The sequence below is a fragment of the uncultured Halovibrio sp. genome (assembly GCF_913056445.1).
Classification (GTDB): Bacteria; Pseudomonadota; Gammaproteobacteria; order Pseudomonadales; family Oleiphilaceae; genus Halospina; species Halospina utahensis_B.
Genome location: NZ_CAJXMA010000058.1, coordinates 1 through 17961, shown reverse-complemented (window position 1 = coordinate 17961; position 17961 = coordinate 1). Strand labels below are relative to the sequence as shown.

The 17961-nt window shown below is 64.0% G+C and carries 12 protein-coding genes; 3 read left to right on the top strand and 9 right to left on the bottom strand.

The window, feature by feature from the left end:
- Positions 1-54: 54 nt before the first annotated feature.
- Genes QZ501_RS11165 through QZ501_RS11155 form a run of 3 tightly spaced genes read right to left on the bottom strand, consistent with a single transcriptional unit; the run spans position 55 to position 2790 of the window.
- The gene (locus tag QZ501_RS11165) at positions 55-738 is read right to left on the bottom strand and encodes an HAD-IA family hydrolase (protein WP_151441635.1); all 684 of its coding nucleotides are present in this window, start codon (positions 736-738) and stop codon (positions 55-57) included.
- A complete protein-coding gene (gene ubiG / locus QZ501_RS11160; protein WP_295719494.1) occupies positions 735-1448 on the bottom strand; it encodes a bifunctional 2-polyprenyl-6-hydroxyphenol methylase/3-demethylubiquinol 3-O-methyltransferase UbiG in 714 nt (237 codons plus the stop codon). The genes QZ501_RS11165 and ubiG overlap by 4 nt, the downstream gene beginning before the upstream one ends.
- 10 nt (positions 1449-1458) lie before the next feature.
- On the bottom strand, positions 1459-2790 hold the full coding sequence (locus tag QZ501_RS11155) for a TRZ/ATZ family hydrolase (RefSeq protein WP_160898468.1): 1332 nt from the start codon (positions 2788-2790) through the stop codon (positions 1459-1461).
- A gap of 322 nt (positions 2791-3112) precedes the next feature.
- On the opposite strand from QZ501_RS11155, the gene mtnA reads away from it, so the two are divergent.
- Entirely contained in the window at positions 3113-4162 is a 1050-nt protein-coding gene (gene mtnA / locus QZ501_RS11150) for an S-methyl-5-thioribose-1-phosphate isomerase (protein WP_295719492.1), read from the top strand.
- Here the strand turns inward: mtnA and QZ501_RS11145 are convergent.
- The 5 genes from QZ501_RS11145 to QZ501_RS11125 form a co-directional block, all read right to left on the bottom strand.
- Positions 4151-5122 (bottom strand): helix-turn-helix transcriptional regulator, encoded by a 972-nt coding sequence (locus QZ501_RS11145; RefSeq protein ID WP_151441632.1) that lies wholly within the window; start codon positions 5120-5122, stop codon positions 4151-4153. The two genes, mtnA and QZ501_RS11145, sit on opposite strands and share 12 nt — an antisense overlap.
- A 15-nt stretch (positions 5123-5137) precedes the next feature.
- Positions 5138-7270, bottom strand: coding sequence for a carboxy terminal-processing peptidase (locus QZ501_RS11140; protein ID WP_295719490.1), 2133 nt, complete (start codon positions 7268-7270; stop codon positions 5138-5140).
- Positions 7271-7379: 109 nt separating this feature from the next.
- Positions 7380-9530 carry a 3-hydroxyacyl-CoA dehydrogenase NAD-binding domain-containing protein gene (locus tag QZ501_RS11135; protein WP_295719488.1) on the bottom strand — a complete coding sequence of 717 codons (2151 nt, stop codon included), beginning with the start codon at positions 9528-9530 and terminating at the stop codon, positions 7380-7382.
- A 16-nt stretch (positions 9531-9546) separates the two neighbouring features.
- Positions 9547-10755: an acetyl-CoA C-acetyltransferase gene (locus QZ501_RS11130; RefSeq protein WP_160898464.1), complete on the bottom strand. Its 1209-nt coding sequence runs from the start codon at positions 10753-10755 to the stop codon at positions 9547-9549.
- Between the two features lie 259 nt (positions 10756-11014).
- The gene (locus QZ501_RS11125; protein ID WP_295719484.1) at positions 11015-13480 is read right to left on the bottom strand and encodes a DUF349 domain-containing protein; all 2466 of its coding nucleotides are present in this window, start codon (positions 13478-13480) and stop codon (positions 11015-11017) included.
- 116 nt (positions 13481-13596) lie between these two features.
- Between QZ501_RS11125 and QZ501_RS11120 the strand changes: the two genes are divergently transcribed.
- Positions 13597-14064, top strand: coding sequence for a regulatory protein RecX (locus QZ501_RS11120; RefSeq protein ID WP_295719482.1), 468 nt, complete (start codon positions 13597-13599; stop codon positions 14062-14064).
- A 5-nt stretch (positions 14065-14069) separates the two neighbouring features.
- On the opposite strand, the gene mltF is transcribed toward QZ501_RS11120, so the two are convergent.
- Positions 14070-15599, bottom strand: a complete 1530-nt coding sequence (gene mltF / locus QZ501_RS11115) for a membrane-bound lytic murein transglycosylase MltF (RefSeq protein WP_151441626.1) — start codon at positions 15597-15599, stop codon at positions 14070-14072.
- A gap of 182 nt (positions 15600-15781) precedes the next feature.
- On the opposite strand from mltF, the gene purL reads away from it, so the two are divergent.
- Positions 15782-17961, top strand: a 2180-nt coding sequence (gene purL, locus QZ501_RS11110) for a phosphoribosylformylglycinamidine synthase (protein WP_295719479.1), incomplete at its 3' end; no start/stop codon positions are given.

The window sequence follows — 17961 nt, the reverse complement described above, 5'->3', positions numbered from 1 at the left end:
TGCGGTCCTTCAACAGGTCCGCTGTGGGCTGGTAGTTCTCGATGGTCTGTGCGCTCATGCGGAATCCGTTTCGGGTCGGTGGGTGTCGATCAGGTGAAAGAGTTCGCGGCCGTGGTCGATGATGTGGTGGGCGTTCCAGTCCGCCACGTTCTCATCCGCGCCCAGGTAGCCGTAGCGTGCGGCCACGGTGGTCATGCCGGCGGCCAGGCCGGATTCAATATCGCGCCGATGGTCACCGGCGTAGAGACAGGTTTCAGGCGCCACACCGATCTGCTCAGCGGCCAGCAGTACCGGTTCCGGGTCCGGTTTGGTGTTGGCCACATGATCCGGGCAGATGACGCTGGCACAGCGCTTGAGAAGGTCCATGTCCTCGAGCAGCTTCAGCGTGTATTGGCTGGCTTTGTTGGTGACGATGCCCCAGGGCACCTGTTTCGCCTCCAGGTGCGCCAGAACCTCGGCCAGCCCCGGAAAAAGCCGGGTGTGGACGGCGATATGGCTGATGTACAGTTCCAGAAGCTCGGCATGGCGGTCGTCGTAGCCATGATCGCCGGGGCGCAGCCCGAAACCGAGCTGAACCAGCCCGCGGGCCCCATTGGAGACCACGCGCCGGATACTGTGTTCGTCCAGCTGGGGCAGGCTGTGGCGTGCACGCTGGGTGTTCAGGCACCAGATGAAGTCCGGCGCGGTATCCAGCAGGGTGCCGTCCAGGTCGAACAGGATGGCGCTGAAGCGGCTCACGCGTCGGCCTCCGGCTTGATGCCGTGCATGAAGTAGTTAACGTCGATGTCCCGCCCGAGCCGGTACTGGCCGGTGACCGGGTTGTAGGTCAGGCCCGTGGTCTCTCGGGTCTCAATGCCCGCGTGCCGGAAGTGGCGGTCCATCTCGGAAGGCCGGATGAAACGTTTCCACTCATGGGTGCCACGGGGCAGAAGGTTGAGCACGTATTCGGCGCCCACCTTGGCGAAGAGCCAGGACTTGGCGTTGCGGTTGATGGTCGAGACAACCAGGCTGCCGCCGGGCTTGAGCAGGCGGGCACAGGCCGCGACCGTGGCGGCCGGATCCGGTACGTGCTCCAGGACTTCCAGGCAGGTGACGGTGTCGTAGCGGCCCGCTTCCTGTTCCAAAAGCGCCTCCACGTCCTCCACGCGGTAATCCACGGTGACCTCGGCTTCCAGCGCGTGCAGGTCAGCGACGCCCACGGCTTCCCGGCTCAGGTCGATGCCGGTCACCGTCGCCCCGCGGCGGGCCATGGCTTCGCTGAGCAGACCGCCGCCGCAGCCCACGTCCAGCACGGTCTGGCCGTTGAGGCTGCCGGTGTGCTGCTCGATGTAGCCCAGGCGCAGCGGGTTGATTTCATGCAGGGGTTTGCATTCGCCTTCCGGGTCCCACCAGCGCTGGGCCATGGCATCGAATTTGGCGATTTCGTTCTGGTCGACGTTCGGGGTCATGGCGCTGTCCTCAGTGCTGGTCGGCTGCGGCGATGTGGCGCTGCCACTGGTTGACCCGCTCGCGCAGGCCGTGAAGATCCATACGCTGGAGCTCACCCTCGATCAGCCGGGGTTCGCCGGCGACCCACGTATGGGTAACCTGGCGGCCGTTGGTGTTGTAGACGAGATGCGGGATCGGGTCGTAGACCGGCTGTGCCAGGATATCGCCCAGGTCCACGGCGATCATGTCCGCCTGTTTGCCGGGTTCAAGCGTCCCCACCCGGTCGTCGATGCCCAGAGCCTGCGCGCCGTTGATGGTGGCCATGCGCAGGACGCTGTAGGCGTCCGTGGCGCCGGCCTCAAGGGTGCTGAGCTTGCCCAGCAGGGCGGCGCTCTGCATCTCGCCGAACATGTCCAGATTGTTGTTGCTGGCGGCGCCGTCCGTGCCCAGGCCTACATTCACGCCGGCATCCAGCAGGCGCTGCACCGGGCAGGCGCCGCTGGCGAGCTTCATGTTGGCTTCCGGACAGTGCAGCACGTGGGCGCCGCTTTCCTGCAGCAGCTTCAGGTCGTGATCGTCCACCTGGGTCATGTGCACGCACTGGGTGCGCGGCGAGATCAGGCCCAGTTCCGCCAGTCGGCGGGTGGGGCGCAGGCCGTGGTTCTGGATGCTGTCATCCACTTCCCCGGCGGTCTCGTGCAGGTGGATCTGAACGGGCAGATCGACTTCCTCGGCCAGGGTGGCGATGCGCCGCAGTGGTTCGTCAGAAATGGTGTAGGGAGCGTGCGGGCCGAAGGCGATGGTGGCCAGGTTGCTGTTGCGTACGCGGTCGTGCAGGGCCAGCCCTTTCTGGATGTATTCTTCCGGGCCGCTGCCCCACTGGGTTGGCATGTCCAGTACCGGGAAGGTGGACTGGATGCGCATGCCGTGCTGCTGGGCGGTTTCCACAATGGTCTCGGGGAAGAAGTACATGTCCGAGAAGCAGGTGGTGCCGGTACGCAGCATTTCGGCGATGGCCAGCTGGGTGCCGTCCGCCACAAAGGCTTCGTCCACGAAGCGGCCCTCGGCGGGCCAGATGTGGTCCTGGAGCCATTCCATCAGGGGCAGGTCGTTGCCGAGGCCGCGCAGCAAGGTCATGGGGGCGTGGCCGTGGGCGTTGATGAGCCCGGGCATCAGCAGTTGGTCGCCGAGGTCGCGGTGCTGGTTGGGCTGGTAGCGTTCCAGGGCGGTGTTCGTGGGGCAGATGTCGAGGATCTGGTTGCCCTGGATGGCGACACTGTGGTGTTCAAGGACCTGCCGGTCGGTCATGGGCAGGAGCCAGCGGGCGCTGATGAGTTGGTCGATTGGTTGCATCTGGCTCATGGAGTGCTCGGTTGCTGGTTTCGGGTCTCGGCTTTCAGGGACTTGTGGGTGGTGCCCTGTGGCTTCAGACTCGAAAGTATAACGGATGGTGGCTTTGGGTCCCATGGCTTTGCCTTGTCTCAAGACTGTTGGCCTGTTGCGGGCGGCCATGGGGTACGGCTCTCCGGGAATCGCCACGAGTACGTCCATGTAGGCTGCTCTTCCGCCATCCATGGCTCCAGAGCTTCCCGGAGAGCCGTACCCCATACCCGCCTTTTGAGCGCCTCGATTAGGTTTGCGCCCGCGGATTTGTCTTTATTGAGTTGATTGAGGATCATTCTGAATGACACAGGATCAAGTAACCCCTTTTAGATGGCATGGCGAGGTTCTGGAGGTACTGGATCAGCGGCTGTTGCCGGCTGAGGAGGTGTGGCAGGCGTATTCGGATGCTGAGGGGGTGTACCGGGCGATTCATGAGATGCAGGTGCGCGGGGCGCCGGCGATTGGGATTGCGGCGGCCTATGGGGTGGTTCTGGCTGCCCGCAGTTGCGCGGAGGCACCGGATTGGTATTCGCGGCTGGGTGCCACCATGGATTGGTTGGCGCAGGCGCGGCCGACGGCGGTGAATCTGGTCTGGGCGCTGGAGCGGATGCGTGGCTGTCTCGCGCAGGTGGCGGATTCGGCTGATCTTATAACGATGCTTGAGGCGGAAGCGCTGGCCATTCACCGGGAGGATGCGGAGGCGAACCGGGCCATGGGTGTGCTCGGGGCGGATCGGATTCTGGGGGAGCGTGACAGGCCTGTTCAGGTGCTGACGCATTGCAATACCGGGGCGCTGGCTACCGGGGGCCAGGGGACGGCGCTGGGCGTGGTGCGGGAGCTGTTTCAGCGCGGTGCGCTTATCTGTGTGCATATGGATGAGACTCGGCCCTGGTTGCAGGGGGCGCGTTTGACAGCCTGGGAGTGTGAGCGCGAGGGGATGCCCTGTTCGCTCAATGTGGACGGCGCGGCGGCGACGCTGATGGCTCAGGGGAGAGTGGACTGGGTCGTGGTTGGGGCGGACCGGATTACGGCGAACGGGGATGTAGCAAATAAGATCGGGACCCTGCCGCTGGCGATCCTGGCCCGGCACTATGGTGTGGGGATGATGGTCGTGGCGCCATCGTCAACCCTGGATGCGGAGACACCCAGTGGGGATCGGATCGAGATCGAGGAGCGGGATGGTACGGAGCTGCGGCGTTCCGGCAGGCGTTGGCTGGCGCCGAACTCAGTGGCGGTTTTCAACCCGGTGTTCGATGTGACACCAGCGTCGCTGGTGGATGTGATTGTGACGGAGAAGGGGATCTGTGAGGCGCCGGGGGATCAGGTGACGCCGCTGGATTCACTCACCTGACTGACGGCCGCTTCCGCCGGTCTTTTTCCGGGACTGGCCGCTCGTCGTTCTGCTGCTGTTGCTGCTTTGCTTCTGCTTACTCTTTCCGGATTGGTTCCCGGCGGTCCTGGAAGTGGCGCTGTCCTCGGTTTGCTTCTGCGACTGACCGCGATGGCGCCGTTCGCGCTTGGGCGTGGCCGGTTCCCGGCCTTCCTGCCTTGCCGCGTCACGTTCGGCTTCCAGGTCATCCAGGGCTTCGTTGAGACGCTCCTCTTCCTCGGCCACGAAGTGCAGGGACATCTCGAATGACTGGCGGGTGAACTCCAGTACGCGCTTGAAGCCTTCGTCCGAGAGTTCCCGGGCTTCGTCGCGGCCCCGGTAGATATTGATGAATTCGCGCTCGCGCTCGAAGTGCAGTGGCAGGCGGCCCACGCCCCAGTCGTTGAGTACCCGCCAGGTGTCCGGGCTGTAGGCGCGGGTGTACCTGAGGATGAACGGAACTGGGTCGTTGCGTGCCAGTACGGCCGCCAGGCGCAGGATGAGTTCAAAGGGGAGGGCGGCGGTGCCATCCTCGGCGGCTTCCAGCAGGCTTTTGTCGCGGAGATTGAGGGACTCGGCCAGGTCGCTGACAGTGAGCCCGGCCACCTCGCGCAGGTCGCGCAGGGATTCACCGGCGGCGAGCATCATGCGCAGCTGATCCTGGCTGCCCATGAGCTTTCGGCCCACCTTGAGCGAGGTGCCGGTGGTGCGCCGGGCGATCTTGTAGGCGGAGCCGGTGTAGCCAGCCAGACGGTCGAGAAGGTTCGGCTCCTCGTCACCATCGGCATCCGTGCGCTGCTCTGATGCCGTGCCTTCCTGTGGGCTGGATCCGTCCTGATCCTCGTCTTCGAGCTCCTGAACCTTTTCCAGTGACTCCAGGGCGTGCAGAGAGTCCTTGAGGAAGGTTTCCAGCGCTTCGGATTTCTCGTCGTCGCTCGCCATGGCGCCTGCTCCGCTCTATTCGCCGGCCACTGCTCCCTTTTCGGGAGTTTCGTGATAGATGCTGGCGTAGTGTTGGCTCTGGGCCAGAAGATCGGTGAGGATCGCGCCTGCTTCCCGCACCACAAAGTCCGGTCCTTCATCCGCCAGTTCGCTGCGCCGGGCCATGGCCGGGCGGGATTCCGCATCCTCCTCGTACGCCTGCCAGGAGTCGAAGGGTTCCTCGTCCTGCAGCTTGCGGCGTTTGTTAACGATGGCGAGCTGTTTGTCGCGGAAGGCTTCCTGCTCGGCCCGCCGCTCTTCGGCATTGAGGCTGACCCAGGTCCGATCCCGGCGTTCGTTGAGCAGTTCCAGTTCGCGCTGGCGCAGTTTGTATTCCGGCACCTCCGAGAAGCGTTTCTCGTGCTTGCTGGTGATCGTCTGCAGTACATCGCCGAACTCGAAGTAGCGGTGATAGTCGAGAGTGTCGATCTCATCCCACGTCAGGGCACCGTCCAGGGCGGACTCGGCCACGTTCTCGCGCTGTATACGGTCCTCGATCTCAATATCCGGCACTACGCCCCGGTTCTGGGTACTGGCACCGGAGACCCGATAGAACTTGGACTGGGTGATCTTGAGCTGGCCGTGGTTCAGCGGCCGTATGGCCTGAACGGTGCCCTTGCCGAAGGTCTGGGCGCCAACGATCAGGCCGCGGCCGTAGTCCTGCATGGCGCCGGCAAAGATCTCGGAGGCGGAGGCGCTGAGATTGTTGACGAGTACGACTACGGGGCCGTCCCAGGCAACGTTGTTACCGTCGTCCTGGAACACCTGCACTGAACCATCCGGGCCACGGACCTGGACGGTGGGGCCACTCTCGATGAACAGCCCCACCAGCTGGTTGGCTTCCGAGAGGGCACCGCCGCCGTTGCCGCGCAGGTCGATCACAAGTCCGTCCATGCCGTCGGACTTCAGGTCCTCGAGAAGCGCCCGGACGTCCCTGGTGGTACTGCGGTAGTTCTTGTCGCCCTGGCGGGCGGCCTTGAGGTCCGCGTAGAAGGTGGGGATGTCGACGACGCCCAGCTGCCACGGGTCGCCGCCGTTCTCCATTTCAATCATATCGCTCTGTGCGGACTGCTCCTCGAGTTTCACCTCGTCCCGGACAATGGTGATCTCGTGGGTGTTCATGTCGTTCTGGGTACCGGCCGGGATGACCTCGAGCCGGACCTTCGAGCCCTTGGGCCCCCGGATCAGGTCCACCACCTCACTCAGGCGCCAGCCGATGACGTTCTTCATTTTTTCATCTTCCTGGGCGACGCCCACGATCCGGTCCGCGGCACCCAGGGAACCTTCGTCGGCAGCAGGCCCACCGGGCACGATCCGGGAGACCTTGGTATAGCCGTCTTCGGACTGGAGCACCGCACCGATGCCTTCCAGGGACAGGCTCATGTTGATGTCGAAGTTCTCGGAGGTGCGTGGCGACAGGTACTGGGTGTGCGGATCCCAGAGCCCGGCAAAGGCATTCATCCACTGCTGGAAGGCATCTTCGCTGCGGGCGTCGTAGGCCCGGTCCAGCTGGCTTTCGTAGCGGCGTGTCAGGGTTTCCCTGATCGCCTCATCCGGCTGGCCGTCCAGTCGCATGCTCAGGACGGCGTTGCGGATACGATCCCGCCAGAGTTCGTCCAGCTCCTCCACACTGGCTGCCCAGTCGGCGTCGCTGCGGTCGAGCCGGTAACGGTCGTCCTCATCGAAGCTGAAATTATCGATGCCTTTTTCCAGCAGGGAAAGAATGTATTCCAGGCGCTGGATGGTCCGCTGCTGGAAATGGTTGTAGATACGGAATGCGGGCTCGAGATTGCCGGATGTCAGCGCGCGCTTCATGGAGTCGCGGTAGGTCTCGAACTGGTCGATGTCGCCCTGGGTGAAGTAGAGGCGTTGGCCATCCAGCTGGTCGAGGTAGGCATCGAGGGTCTCGGAGGCCAGCTCGTCGTCGATGTCCTGCTCCTTGAAATGGCCGAACTGGAGCTGGCGTGCGATGAGGATATTGGCGCGAGCCTGGTCGGCCGTGGGCTCAACCGCCTGGTAGTCGCGTTCGGTCTGGAGATTGGCCTGTGCCGCGCCGGTAACCAGAAGCGCCAGCACCAGGAACAGAGTAGGAAAGGTTTGGATACGCAAGGTTGCCGTTGCTCCTGATCAGGTGGTCTCAGTCACCATACTATGCCTCGACACTGAATTGTAGGGGAGGGAGGGGAGCCCGACCAGCCGGAACTGGTCGGGGTGTGGCTCATTCGAAATACTGGTGCTTTGCGGCATGCTCGCGCAGCAGCTCCGGTGGCCGGTATCGTTCGCCGAAGCGGTCCGCCAGCTCATCCGCGCGCTCGGTGAACGCCTGCAGCCCGTACTGGTTGATGTACTGCAGCGCGCCCCCGCTCCAGGCAGCGAAGCCGATGCCGAAGATGGAGCCGATGTTGGCGTCGCGCACCTCCATCAGCACGTTTTCCTCCAGGCAGCGCACCGTCTCGATGGCCTGGATGAACAGCAACCGCTCCTTGAGCAGGGTCAGGTCCGCGTTGCGGGCCCTGTCCTGATCCACATAGAGGGCTTCCAGCTCCGGCCAGAGGTATTTCTTGCCGTTTTCCGGGTATTCGTAGAAGCCAGCGCCGGCGGCCTTGCCCTTGCGACCGTGCTGATCAACCATGGCATCGATCACCGCCTCGGCCGGATGTGGGTCCCAGGTGCCGCCTGCCGCTTCGGTATCCTTCTTCGACTGGTCCCTGATGTGCTGGGTCAGCGTCAGGCTCACCTCGTCACAGATGGCCAGTGGCCCTACGGGCATGCCGGCAAGCAGGCCAGCGTTCTCAACAGAGGCGGGGTGGAAGCCTTCCGAGAGCAGGGTGATGCCCTCGTTCACGAAGGTGCCGAACACCCGTGACGTGAAGAAGCCCCGGCTGTCGTTGACCACGATGGGCGTCTTGTTGATCTGCATGACGTAGTCGAAGGCCTTGGCCAGGGTCTCGTCGTCGGTCTGCTCCCCCTTGATGATCTCGACCAGGGGCATCTTGTCCACGGGGGAGAAGAAGTGCAGGCCGATGAACTTCTGCGTGTTGGCGGAGGCCCTTGCCAGCTGGGTGATCGGGATGGTCGAGGTGTTGGAGGCGAAGATGCCGTTGTCGGCCAGGTGTGGTTCCGCTTCCTGAGTGACCTTCGCCTTCAGGTCGCTGTCCTCGAACACCGCTTCGATGATCAGGTCGCAGCCGGCCAGATCGTCGGCGTTTTCAGTGGCGTTGATCCGGTCCAGCACCTTCTGTTTGCCCGCTTCGTCCAGCTGGCCACGCGAGACCTTCTTGGCGAGCAGTTTGTCCGAGTAGGCCTTGCCCTTCTCGGCGTTCTCGCTGGAAACATCCTTCAGAACCACCTCAATGCCCCGGTTGGCACTGACGTAGGCGATGCCCGCGCCCATCATGCCGGCACCGAGGATGCCCACCTTCTTGACCTTCGATTTCGCCGGCGCATCCGGCCGGCTGCCGCCCGCCTTGATGGCGTTCAGCCCGAACCAGAAGGTGTGGATCATGTTCTTGGCCACCTGGCTGCAGGTGATCTCGGTGAAGTGGCGAGCTTCGATCCGGTCCGCGGTATCCACGTCCACGCTGGCGCCCTCAACGGCCGCGGCCATGATGCGTTCGGGAGCTGGGTAGCAGCCCTTGGTCTTCTCCTTGAGCATGGCCGGGCCGATGGCGAGACGTTGGGCCATGGCCGGATGGTTGGGGCCGCCGCCGGGGATCCTGAAGCCTTTCTGGTCCCAGGGTTGCTTGCTTTCCGGGTTGGCCTTGATCCACTCGCGGGCTTTCTTGAGCAGCTCTTCTTGTGAGGAGGCCAGCTCGTCGACCATGCCTTCCTTCAGCGCTGTCTGCGGGTCGATCTGTTTGCCTTCCATCAGGTAGGGGAAGGCCTTCTCAAGCCCGAGGAGCCGGGGCAGGCGCACACAGGCGCCGCCGCCGGGGAGCAGGCCCAGGGTGACTTCCGGCAGGCCAATCTTGATGCCTGGATCATCCAGCACAATACGCCGGTGACTCGCCAGGCAGAGCTCGTAGCCGCCGCCCAACGCCGTGCCGTTCATGGCGGCAACTACCGGCTTGCCCAGGGTCTCCAGCTTCCGCATCTGGGCCTTGAGCGAGAGGATGGTCTGGAAGAACTCATCCGCGTTGTCGTTGGTGACCTGGATCAGCTCGTTCAGGTCGCCCCCGGCGAAGAAGGTGTCCTTGGCGGAGGTGATGATAATGCCATTGATCTTTTCCGCATCGCCTTCGACCTTCTGGACGGTCTCGGTCAGTGCCTCGCGGAAGGCGGCGTTCATGGTGTTGGCGGACTGCCCCGGCATGTCGATGGTCAGGGTCAGGATGCCGTCGTTGTCGATCTCGTAGTTGATTGCCGTCATGGTGTTCGTCCTGCCCTTAAACCCGTTCAATGATGGTGGCGATGCCCATGCCGCCGCCGACGCAGAGCGTGGCGAGGCCGAAGCGCTGGTCCCTGCGCTCGAGTTCGTCGAGCAGGGTGCCCAGGATCATGGCGCCGGTGGCACCGAGCGGGTGGCCCATGGCAATGGCGCCGCCATTCACGTTGACTTTCTCGTCCGGGACATTGAGCTCGCGCTGGAAACGCATCACCACGGCCGCGAACGCCTCGTTCACCTCGAAAAGGTCGATCTGGTCCGGTGTCATGCCGGCCTTCTCAAGCGCCTTGCGAGAGGCCGGAGCCGGGCCTGTCAGCATGATGGTGGGGTCGGTGCTGGTCACCGCGGTGGCGATGATCTTCGCCCTCGGTTTCAGGCCAAGCTGCTTACCCCGGGCTTCACTGCCGATCAGCATGGCGGTCGCGCCGTCCACGATGCCGGATGAGTTGCCCGGCGTGTGGACGTGGTTGATCTTCTCCACGTAGTGGTATTTCTCCCGCGCCACCCCGTCGAAGCCCATCTCGCCCATCTGCTGGAAGGACGGCTTGAGCTGGCCCAGCGCCTCGGCGGTAGTGCCGGGGCGCACGTGTTGATCCCGGTCCAGAATGACCAGACCGTTCCTGTCCTTAACCGGCACCACGGATTTTTTGAAGTAGCCCTTCTCCCAGGCCTCGGCCGCCTTGCGCTGGGATTCCGCGGCGAAATTATCCACGTCCTGGCGGGAGAAACCCTCGATGGTGGCGATCAGATCCGCGCCAATGCCCTGGGGCATGAAACCGGTGTGCAGGTTGGTCTCCGGATCCGTGGCCCAGGCACCGCCATCCGAGCCCATGGGCACGCGCGACATGGACTCCACGCCGCCGGCCACTACGAGATCTTCAAATCCCGAGCGTACCTTCATCGCCGCCAGGTTCACGGCTTCCAGCCCGGAGGCACAGAAGCGGTTGAGCTGGACACCGGACACGCACTCATCCCAGTCGACAGCCAGGGCGGCCGTCTTGGCGATGTCCGCGCCCTGTTCGCCGATGGGCGTCACGCAGCCCATCACAATGTCGTCGACCAGGCTGGTGTCCAGGTCGGTCCTTTGTTGCAGGGCCGTGAGAGTCTGGCCGAGCAGGGTTACCGGCTTGACCTCGTGCAGGGCACCATCGGCTTTACCCCGACCGCGCGGTGTCCGCACGGCATCGAAAATGTAGGCTTCTTCGGTCATCTCGGGATCTCTGTCATGTGGGGTTCAAATCAGCTATGCGTCTGGAGGTGATCGGCAGGGAGTGCTTGGAGGGAAGCTCGATCGCCATGGATGGCGATCGCGCAGCGTCCATGGATGGATTCATAGCGATTCCCGGAAAGCACTCCCTGCCGATCACCCGCAGCCCGTTTTCATGCTTGTGTCAAAGTCCAAGGGCACGATAGCGACACACCCTCGCGGGGTTAATGGCACCACCCATCAAAACCGTTGGCGGATGCGCTCACTCCTGCGGCGAAGCCTCATCGCCGCTACTGCGCAGGAACCAGTGCTTCAGTGCTTCGCGCAGGCGCTGGTAGTGCTCCGGCGTCAGGCCGTCCGCGGCATCCAGCTCGCACCAGGTCGCCAGCAGACTGTCCAGCTCATCCTCCTGGGATTCCAGGCTCTGTTCGCTCTTCATGCCTTCATTGAGCCGGCTGACCTGCAGGGCCATGCGTTGGGCCTGGTCCTCCGGTGGCGTGGCGGCGCCGGATACGATCTCCACCCGGATGCACAGCGCCCGGGCCTGGCTGGCGGTATCCGTCTCCTGGGTCGCCTGCTCCAAAGGCATGGGTGGGTGACGGAAGCTTTCCGGGCCAGGTGCTTCACCGGACTGATGCTGGTCCAGGGCCGCTAGCCACTGCTGGTAACGCTGGGCGCGCAGAGCACTCATCTGCTGCTCCTGAACGCCGTCCATGGCCTTGTTGAAACGGTCGGCGAGGGCGTTTGCACGGTCCCGGGGGAGTTCCAGTGCCCGGAAGGCTTTGCGGAACTGTTCAAGCTCGCCGGGGGCCGTTTCCGTCGGGTCCACATCCTGGAGCTGGCGGATGAGCTTTTCGGCCTCGTCGGCGGCCGCATTGAATGCTTCGTCGCGCGCTTCGCGTTCTTCACTCAGGCGCGCGAAGATCCGGTCGCAGGCGCTGCGGAACGCTTTCCAGAGACGGCGGTCCTCCTGCTGGTGGGTGATGCCGATGGCCTCCCACTCCTTCTGCAGGGCCTTGGCGCCGTCGGTGGCCTCGCGCAGCGGTTCATGCTCGACCAGGGCTTCGGCCCGCTCAACAACATCCCGCTTCAGGGCATCGTTACGTTCGCGTTCTTGCTCGAGGCCCGCGTTCAGCGTCTTGATCAACCGGTCAAACTGTTTCTGGAGTGGACGGTTGGCGCGGTAGTCCACGGGTTTGGCGTCGCTCCACTCGCGCCGGGCGGTGCGCTGGATGCGGTCGACGGCCTTGTAGTCGCAGCCGGCCCAGTCAAGGTTATCCACGAATTCCTGGAGCTGTTCGACAATGTACTGGCGTTTCTCAAGGTTCGCTTCCTTGAGGCGCTTCTTCTCGTTGAAGTACTGGTGGCACGGCTCGTAGGCACGGTCCGTGGCCTCCTTGAAGCGCTGCCACAGCTGCTGGTCCGGTGTGCCGCCCAGGTCATACCATTGCTGCTTCAGATCCTGGATGTGTTCGGCCTTGGCCTCGGGTTCCATGGGCTGGTCGGCCAGGTATTCCATCTGCTCGCACAGCGATTCCAGCTTGGGCCGGGCGGCAAAGCCGAGCCAGTCCCGCAGCTCCTGGAGCTGACGGCCGAGCCGGGTGATCCGGGCCTGGTGCGGGCGGGCTTCCTTTTCCGGCAGCTGGTCCTGGAGCTTCTGGGCCTCCCGGAAATGCTCCCGTGAGGGCTTGAGCTGCTGCTGTTCCAGGCTCTGTTCCAGGGCGTCCAGGGTACGGCTGAGCTCACCGGTGTCCACGCTGGGCGCATCCTGCTGCGGTTCGGAGGTGGATCTGGCCTCCCCATCCCTGTGTTTGCGTGCTCGGGTCAGCGCTGGCGGCGCGGGGAAGCCTTCAGGCCAGTTGACGGCTGTCAGGGTGGCCTCGACGGTGGCAGTATCTTTTTCCTGCAGGGCCTGCTCCAGCTGCGCTTCGTGCTGCTGCCAGGTGCCGAGTGCCTGATAGTAGGCTTCCAGCTGCGCCATCAGTCGCTCAAAGCGCGCTTTCAGCTCGGTGTCGGGCGTCCGGTTGGCGGTGGCCTGCTCCCAGCGGTTGCGCTGGGTCTTGATCATGGCGTCCAGTGAGGAGAGGTTTGCCCCTTCTTCGGGCCATGCCGAGGCAAGCTGCGCAGCCGTGGCCGCCAGGGTTTCCACCGCACCCTGCTGCTCCTGCGCCTGTTCCTGTTCGGCCCGGGCCTGGGCCTCCTCGTTGGCGATGGCCTGTGCCCGCTCCCGGCACCGGGCGAGGCTGGCTTCGTATCGTTGTGTCTGGGCACTTTCGATTGTGCCGCTGATACTGCCCCAACGGCTGACGAGAGCGTCGAGCCGTGCCTGGTAGAGCTTGGTATCCTGGGTGGTGGCCAGTTCCTCGATGTCCTGGAGAATCCGTTCTATGTCAGCCTGGCGGGCCTCTTCGGCTTCGGCCTGCTCACGCTGTTCGCGCAGTTTGCGGCGCACGGCCTGGAAGGCGCCCTTGTCCCGGCCCTTGAGGGCGCGGCTGATGCGCTCAAGCGCCTCGGTGTCCTGGATGCGGCCAATGGCTTCACGACGGATGGCAGCGGTTTCGCCCTGGGTCGCCAGTGTTTCGAGTTCGCCGGTGGTTGTGGCTTTGGCTACGATATCGGGGTCCGGGGCCGGGCGTTCCGGTGTGGCCGTTCTGGCCTGAGGCTCCGGTTGTTCGGCGGCGCTTGTGGGTTGCCTGGGTTTGAAGAACTGTTTCAGAAAGCCGGCCATGATGAGTGTCCTTTAATGCCGAAAAAGCCCGCCCGGCAAGTTCGGGCAGGTGGTTGGAATCAGGTCGTTAAAATTAGCACACAGAAATGGCGTCAGCCTATTGGGCGGGTGGTGATATGAGTGATGACAGGCAGTACCTCAGGGAGCGCGCCATGAAGCTTCTGGCGCGGCGGGAGCACAGTCGGCTGGAGCTCTGGCGCAAGCTGGAGAGGGCGGCGGAGAGTGGGGAGCTGCTGGCGGAGGTTCTGGATGAGCTGGCCGGTGAGGGATGGCAGAGCGACGAACGGTTTGCGGAGTCCTTCAGCCGGCAGCGGATCGAGGCGGGTTACGGGCCACTGCGGATCCGCTCCGAGCTGGAGCAGCGTGGTGTCAGTGGGGACAGTCAGGCGCTGACCGCCCTGGCAGAGGATGACTGGGTGACTATGGCGCTGGAACAGCGTCAGAAGCGTTTCGGGCCAGAGGCACCGGCGGAGTGGAAGGAGAAGGGGCGGCAGGGGCGTTTCCTGGCGCAGAAGGGGTACAGCCACTCGCACATTGAGAAGGCGCTGGCCATGACACCGGATGACGGATTGCCCACGGACTGAGGCCGCTAGAGGAGGGGGGAGACGCGGCGCAGCTCCCTGCGCTGGTCGCCGGATGCGGTCTGCTCCCTGGTTTTCCGGGGCCGGGAGGGCTGCTCCTCGGGGTCCTCCAGAGGGGATTCCACCCCGTTTTCGGTCATCGCCACGGAAGTATCCTCTCCCGGGAACATCCATTTCAGAACGTCGTAATAGCGGCGGATATTCTGGGTGTAGAGAACCGGCTCATAGCCACGGGCGTAGCCGTATCGTGTCTGGGTGTAGTACTTGCGCTGGGCGAGCAGTGGCAGGTATTCCTTGACGTCCAGCCACCGGTCGGGGTTGCTGCCGTCCCTGCGGGCCAGGCGGCGGGCGTCCTGGAGGTGGCCGTAACCAACGTTGTAGGCGGCCAGTGCGAACCAGGTCCTGTCCGGCTCGGTGATGTTGTCGGGAATGCGGTTGTGCAGGCGCCGGAAGAAACGGGCGCCGCCCCAGATGGAGGCTTCCGGGTCCAGCCGGTTCTTGACGCCGATCAGGGCGGCTGTGTCCAGGGTCAGCATCATCAGTCCGCGCACGCCGGTGGGCGAAACAGCCCGCGGTTCCCAGTGGGATTCCTGGTACCCGATGGCGGCCAGAAGGCGCCAGTCCAGATCATGGGCGCTGGCGGCTTTCCTGAAGGTCTCACGGTAGTCCGGAAGCCGGTTTTCAAGGTGGGTGGTAAAGGTTTTCGCGCCGACGTAATCCAGGCGGTCCAGGTGGCCGAAGAATCGCTCCTCGAATTGGGCGAGTGTGCCGTTGGCGCGGATCTTCTGAAAGTAATCGCGGGCTGCCTGCATGAGTGAGCCGTCGCCTTCGGGGGGGAGCAGCCATCCCACGGGGCGCGGGCTGCTCAGTGCCAGTCCGTCCCGCACGCTGGAGAAGAAAACCTGGTTGTTTTCCAGTTCACGGCTGTTGATCACGGTGGCATCCAGTTCACCCTTGTTGACCCGGTGAAGGAGCTCAGTTGGGTCCTGGTTGCTTTCCGACTGCCAGGCCAGCTCCGGCAGGGTTTCGCGGATCCGTTCCAGCTGTTGCTCGGCGGCGCTGCCGGCCCGCACTGCGATATCCATGCTGATGAGGTCCGCTGGTGTGTGGGGGCGATCCACGTCGGCGTTATAGACAACGACCGGCCGGCTCCGGTCGTAGACCGGACCGTGGCGGTAACGGCGGCGGAGTTCCGGGGTCAGCGCCAGGCCCGAGGCAGCCAGGTGGGTATGGTGTTCGTCCAGGCGCTGATAGAGCTCGGGAAAGTCATCCACCACCTCCACGCGCAGTTCCACGCCCAGTGAATCGGCAAAACGCCGCACCAGTTCGTATTCAAACCCCGAGGGCTCGCCGTTCTCCTCGTAATAGACCGTGGAGGCGGGATGCATCACCACATGGAGCACGCCCTCCTGGTTGATGCGGTCCAGTGTGGTGGGCTGGGAGCAGGCCGTAAGCACCAGTGCCAGGATGGCCGGCGCCGCCAGACGTACTGCCAGACCGGGTTCGAGACCCGGGCGCTTGGGGTTACTGCTGCGCATTGTCCCGTCCGGCAAAGATGGAAACATACTCTATTCTACGTTAAAAAACGGACATGGGTTGATGGCCCTGTCACAACCGTTCATCCGTCATTTGCCCCTGTATCCTGTCCGTCGATTTGAGTATGATACGCGCTCCTCAGAACCTACCTGAATCCCGGCCCATCAACGAGGCTCATAGACCCATGCTGGAACTTCGCGGCGCCCCGGCCCTTTCCGCCTTTCGCAGAGAACGGCTGATGCAGCGGGTACAGGCGACCTGCCCTGCCATCGAGTCACTCTACGCTGAATTCATGCACTTTGTGGACCTGGATGCCGAGCTCGACAGCAGTGGCCTGGATGTCCTCAACCGTCTGCTGACGTACGGGCCCAGGGCCCAGGCGGAGGCAGTGGACGGGGTGCTCTTCCTTGTGGTGCCGCGGCCCGGCACGATTTCGCCATGGTCCAGCAAGGCCACGGATATCGTGCACAACTGCGGTCTGACGAAGGTCCGCCGGGTTGAGCGCGGCACGGCCTTTTACCTGCGCGCCGGCCGCAAGCTGGAACTGGCTGAACGCGAGGCGCTGGCGGCGCTGCTTCACGACCGTATGACCGAAAGGGTCTTCCATGAAATGGCCGGCGCGGAGCTGCTGTTCGACGAAGAGGCGCCGAAGCCGCTGGAGGCCGTGCCGGTGCAGGCGGAAGGTCGTGCCGCGCTGGCGGAGGCCAATGAACGCCTCGGGCTGGCTCTGGCGGAGGATGAGATCGATTATCTGGCCGAGTCCTTTGCCGGCCTGGAGCGTGATCCCACGGACGTGGAGCTGATGATGTTCGCCCAGGCGAACTCGGAGCACTGCCGCCACAAGATCTTCAATGCCTCCTGGTCCATTGACGGCGTGGAGCAGGATCGCTCGCTGTTCGACATGATCCGCAATACCCACGAAGTGGGGGGCAACGGGGTGCTTTCCGCCTATCGGGACAATGCGGCGGTGATTGAGGGCGCTCAGGGTCAGCGGTTCTATCCGGATCCCTCTTCCCAGCGCTACCGCTATCACAGCGAACCGATCCACATCCTGGCCAAGGTTGAGACCCATAACCATCCCACGGCCATCTCGCCGCATCCGGGCGCGGCCACGGGGTCTGGTGGTGAGATCCGGGACGAAGGCGCGACCGGCCTGGGTGGCAAGCCCAAGGCGGGTCTGACCGGCTTCACCACCTCGAACCTTCAGATTCCCGGCTTTGAGCAGCCATGGGAAGACAGTCCCGGCCGGCCCGGGCGCATGGCCTCGCCGCTGTCGATCATGCTGGACGGCCCCGTTGGGGGAGCGGCCTTCAATAATGAGTTCGGCCGCCCGAACCTGACCGGGTATTTCCGCACCTTTGAGCAGAAGGTGCCGGGTGTGAACGGGGTGGAGTACCGCGGCTATCACAAGCCCATCATGATCGCCGGCGGTCTCGGCAACATCCGCGAGGACCATGTCCACAAGGATGCGATCCCGACCGGATCACGGCTGATTGTGATGGGTGGCCCGTCCATGCTGATCGGGCTGGGTGGCGGTGCCGCTTCCTCCATGGATTCCGGGGCCAGCGCGGAAGACCTGGATTTTGCATCCGTCCAGCGTGAGAACCCGGAGATGCAGCGCCGCTGCCAGGAAGTGATCGACCGCTGCTGGCAGATGGGCGAGGGCAATCCCATCGCGTTTATCCATGACGTGGGCGCTGGCGGGCTCTCCAATGCCCTGCCTGAGCTGGTGAAGGACGGCGGCTGCGGCGGCCGGTTTGAGCTGCGTGAAGTGCCCAATGCGGAACCCGGCATGTCGCCACTGGAGATCTGGTGCAACGAGGCCCAGGAGCGGTATGTGCTGGCCGTGGCGGCGGACGATCTGGATCGATTCGATGCCATCTGCCGCCGGGAACGCTGCCCCTACGCGGTGGTCGGCGATGCCGTGGAAGAGCCGCATCTGGCTGTCCATGATGCCTATTTCGACAACAATGCCGTGGACCTGCCCATGCAGGTGCTGTTCGGCAAGCCGCCGCGCATGCACCGTGACGTGAAGCGGGCCAGCTTCACCAAGCCGGTGTTCAACAGTGAAGCGCTGAATCCGGACGAGGCCATTGATCGGGTGCTGCGGATTCCCGCTGTGGCGTCCAAGAGTTTCCTGATCACCATTGGTGACCGTTCCATTACCGGCCAGGTGGCCCGTGACCAGATGGTCGGGCCCTGGCAGGTGCCGGTGGCGGACGTGGCCGTAACGACGAGCAGTTTTGAGGGGTATACCGGCGAGGCCATGGCCATGGGGGAACGACCGCCGGTGGCCTGCATCAATGCGCCGGCCTCTGGCCGTCTGGCTATCGGAGAGACCCTGACCAATCTCGCCGCCGCACC

Bases quoted from the DNA above. Each gene is read 5' to 3' on its own strand.
- ubiG (WP_295719494.1), bottom strand. From the start codon at position 1,448: ATGACCCCGAACGTCGACCAGAACGAAATCGCCAAATTCGATGCCATG.
- QZ501_RS11155 (WP_160898468.1), bottom strand. From the start codon at position 2,790: ATGAGCCAGATGCAACCAATCGACCAACTCATCAGCGCCCGCTGGCTC.
- mtnA (WP_295719492.1), top strand. From the start codon at position 3,113: ATGACACAGGATCAAGTAACCCCTTTTAGATGGCATGGCGAGGTTCTG.
- QZ501_RS11145 (WP_151441632.1), bottom strand. From the start codon at position 5,122: ATGGCGAGCGACGACGAGAAATCCGAAGCGCTGGAAACCTTCCTCAAG.
- QZ501_RS11135 (WP_295719488.1), bottom strand. From the start codon at position 9,530: ATGACGGCAATCAACTACGAGATCGACAACGACGGCATCCTGACCCTG.
- QZ501_RS11130 (WP_160898464.1), bottom strand. From the start codon at position 10,755: ATGACCGAAGAAGCCTACATTTTCGATGCCGTGCGGACACCGCGCGGT.
- QZ501_RS11125 (WP_295719484.1), bottom strand. From the start codon at position 13,480: ATGGCCGGCTTTCTGAAACAGTTCTTCAAACCCAGGCAACCCACAAGC.
- QZ501_RS11120 (WP_295719482.1), top strand. From the start codon at position 13,597: ATGAGTGATGACAGGCAGTACCTCAGGGAGCGCGCCATGAAGCTTCTG.
- mltF (WP_151441626.1), bottom strand. From the start codon at position 15,599: ATGCGCAGCAGTAACCCCAAGCGCCCGGGTCTCGAACCCGGTCTGGCA.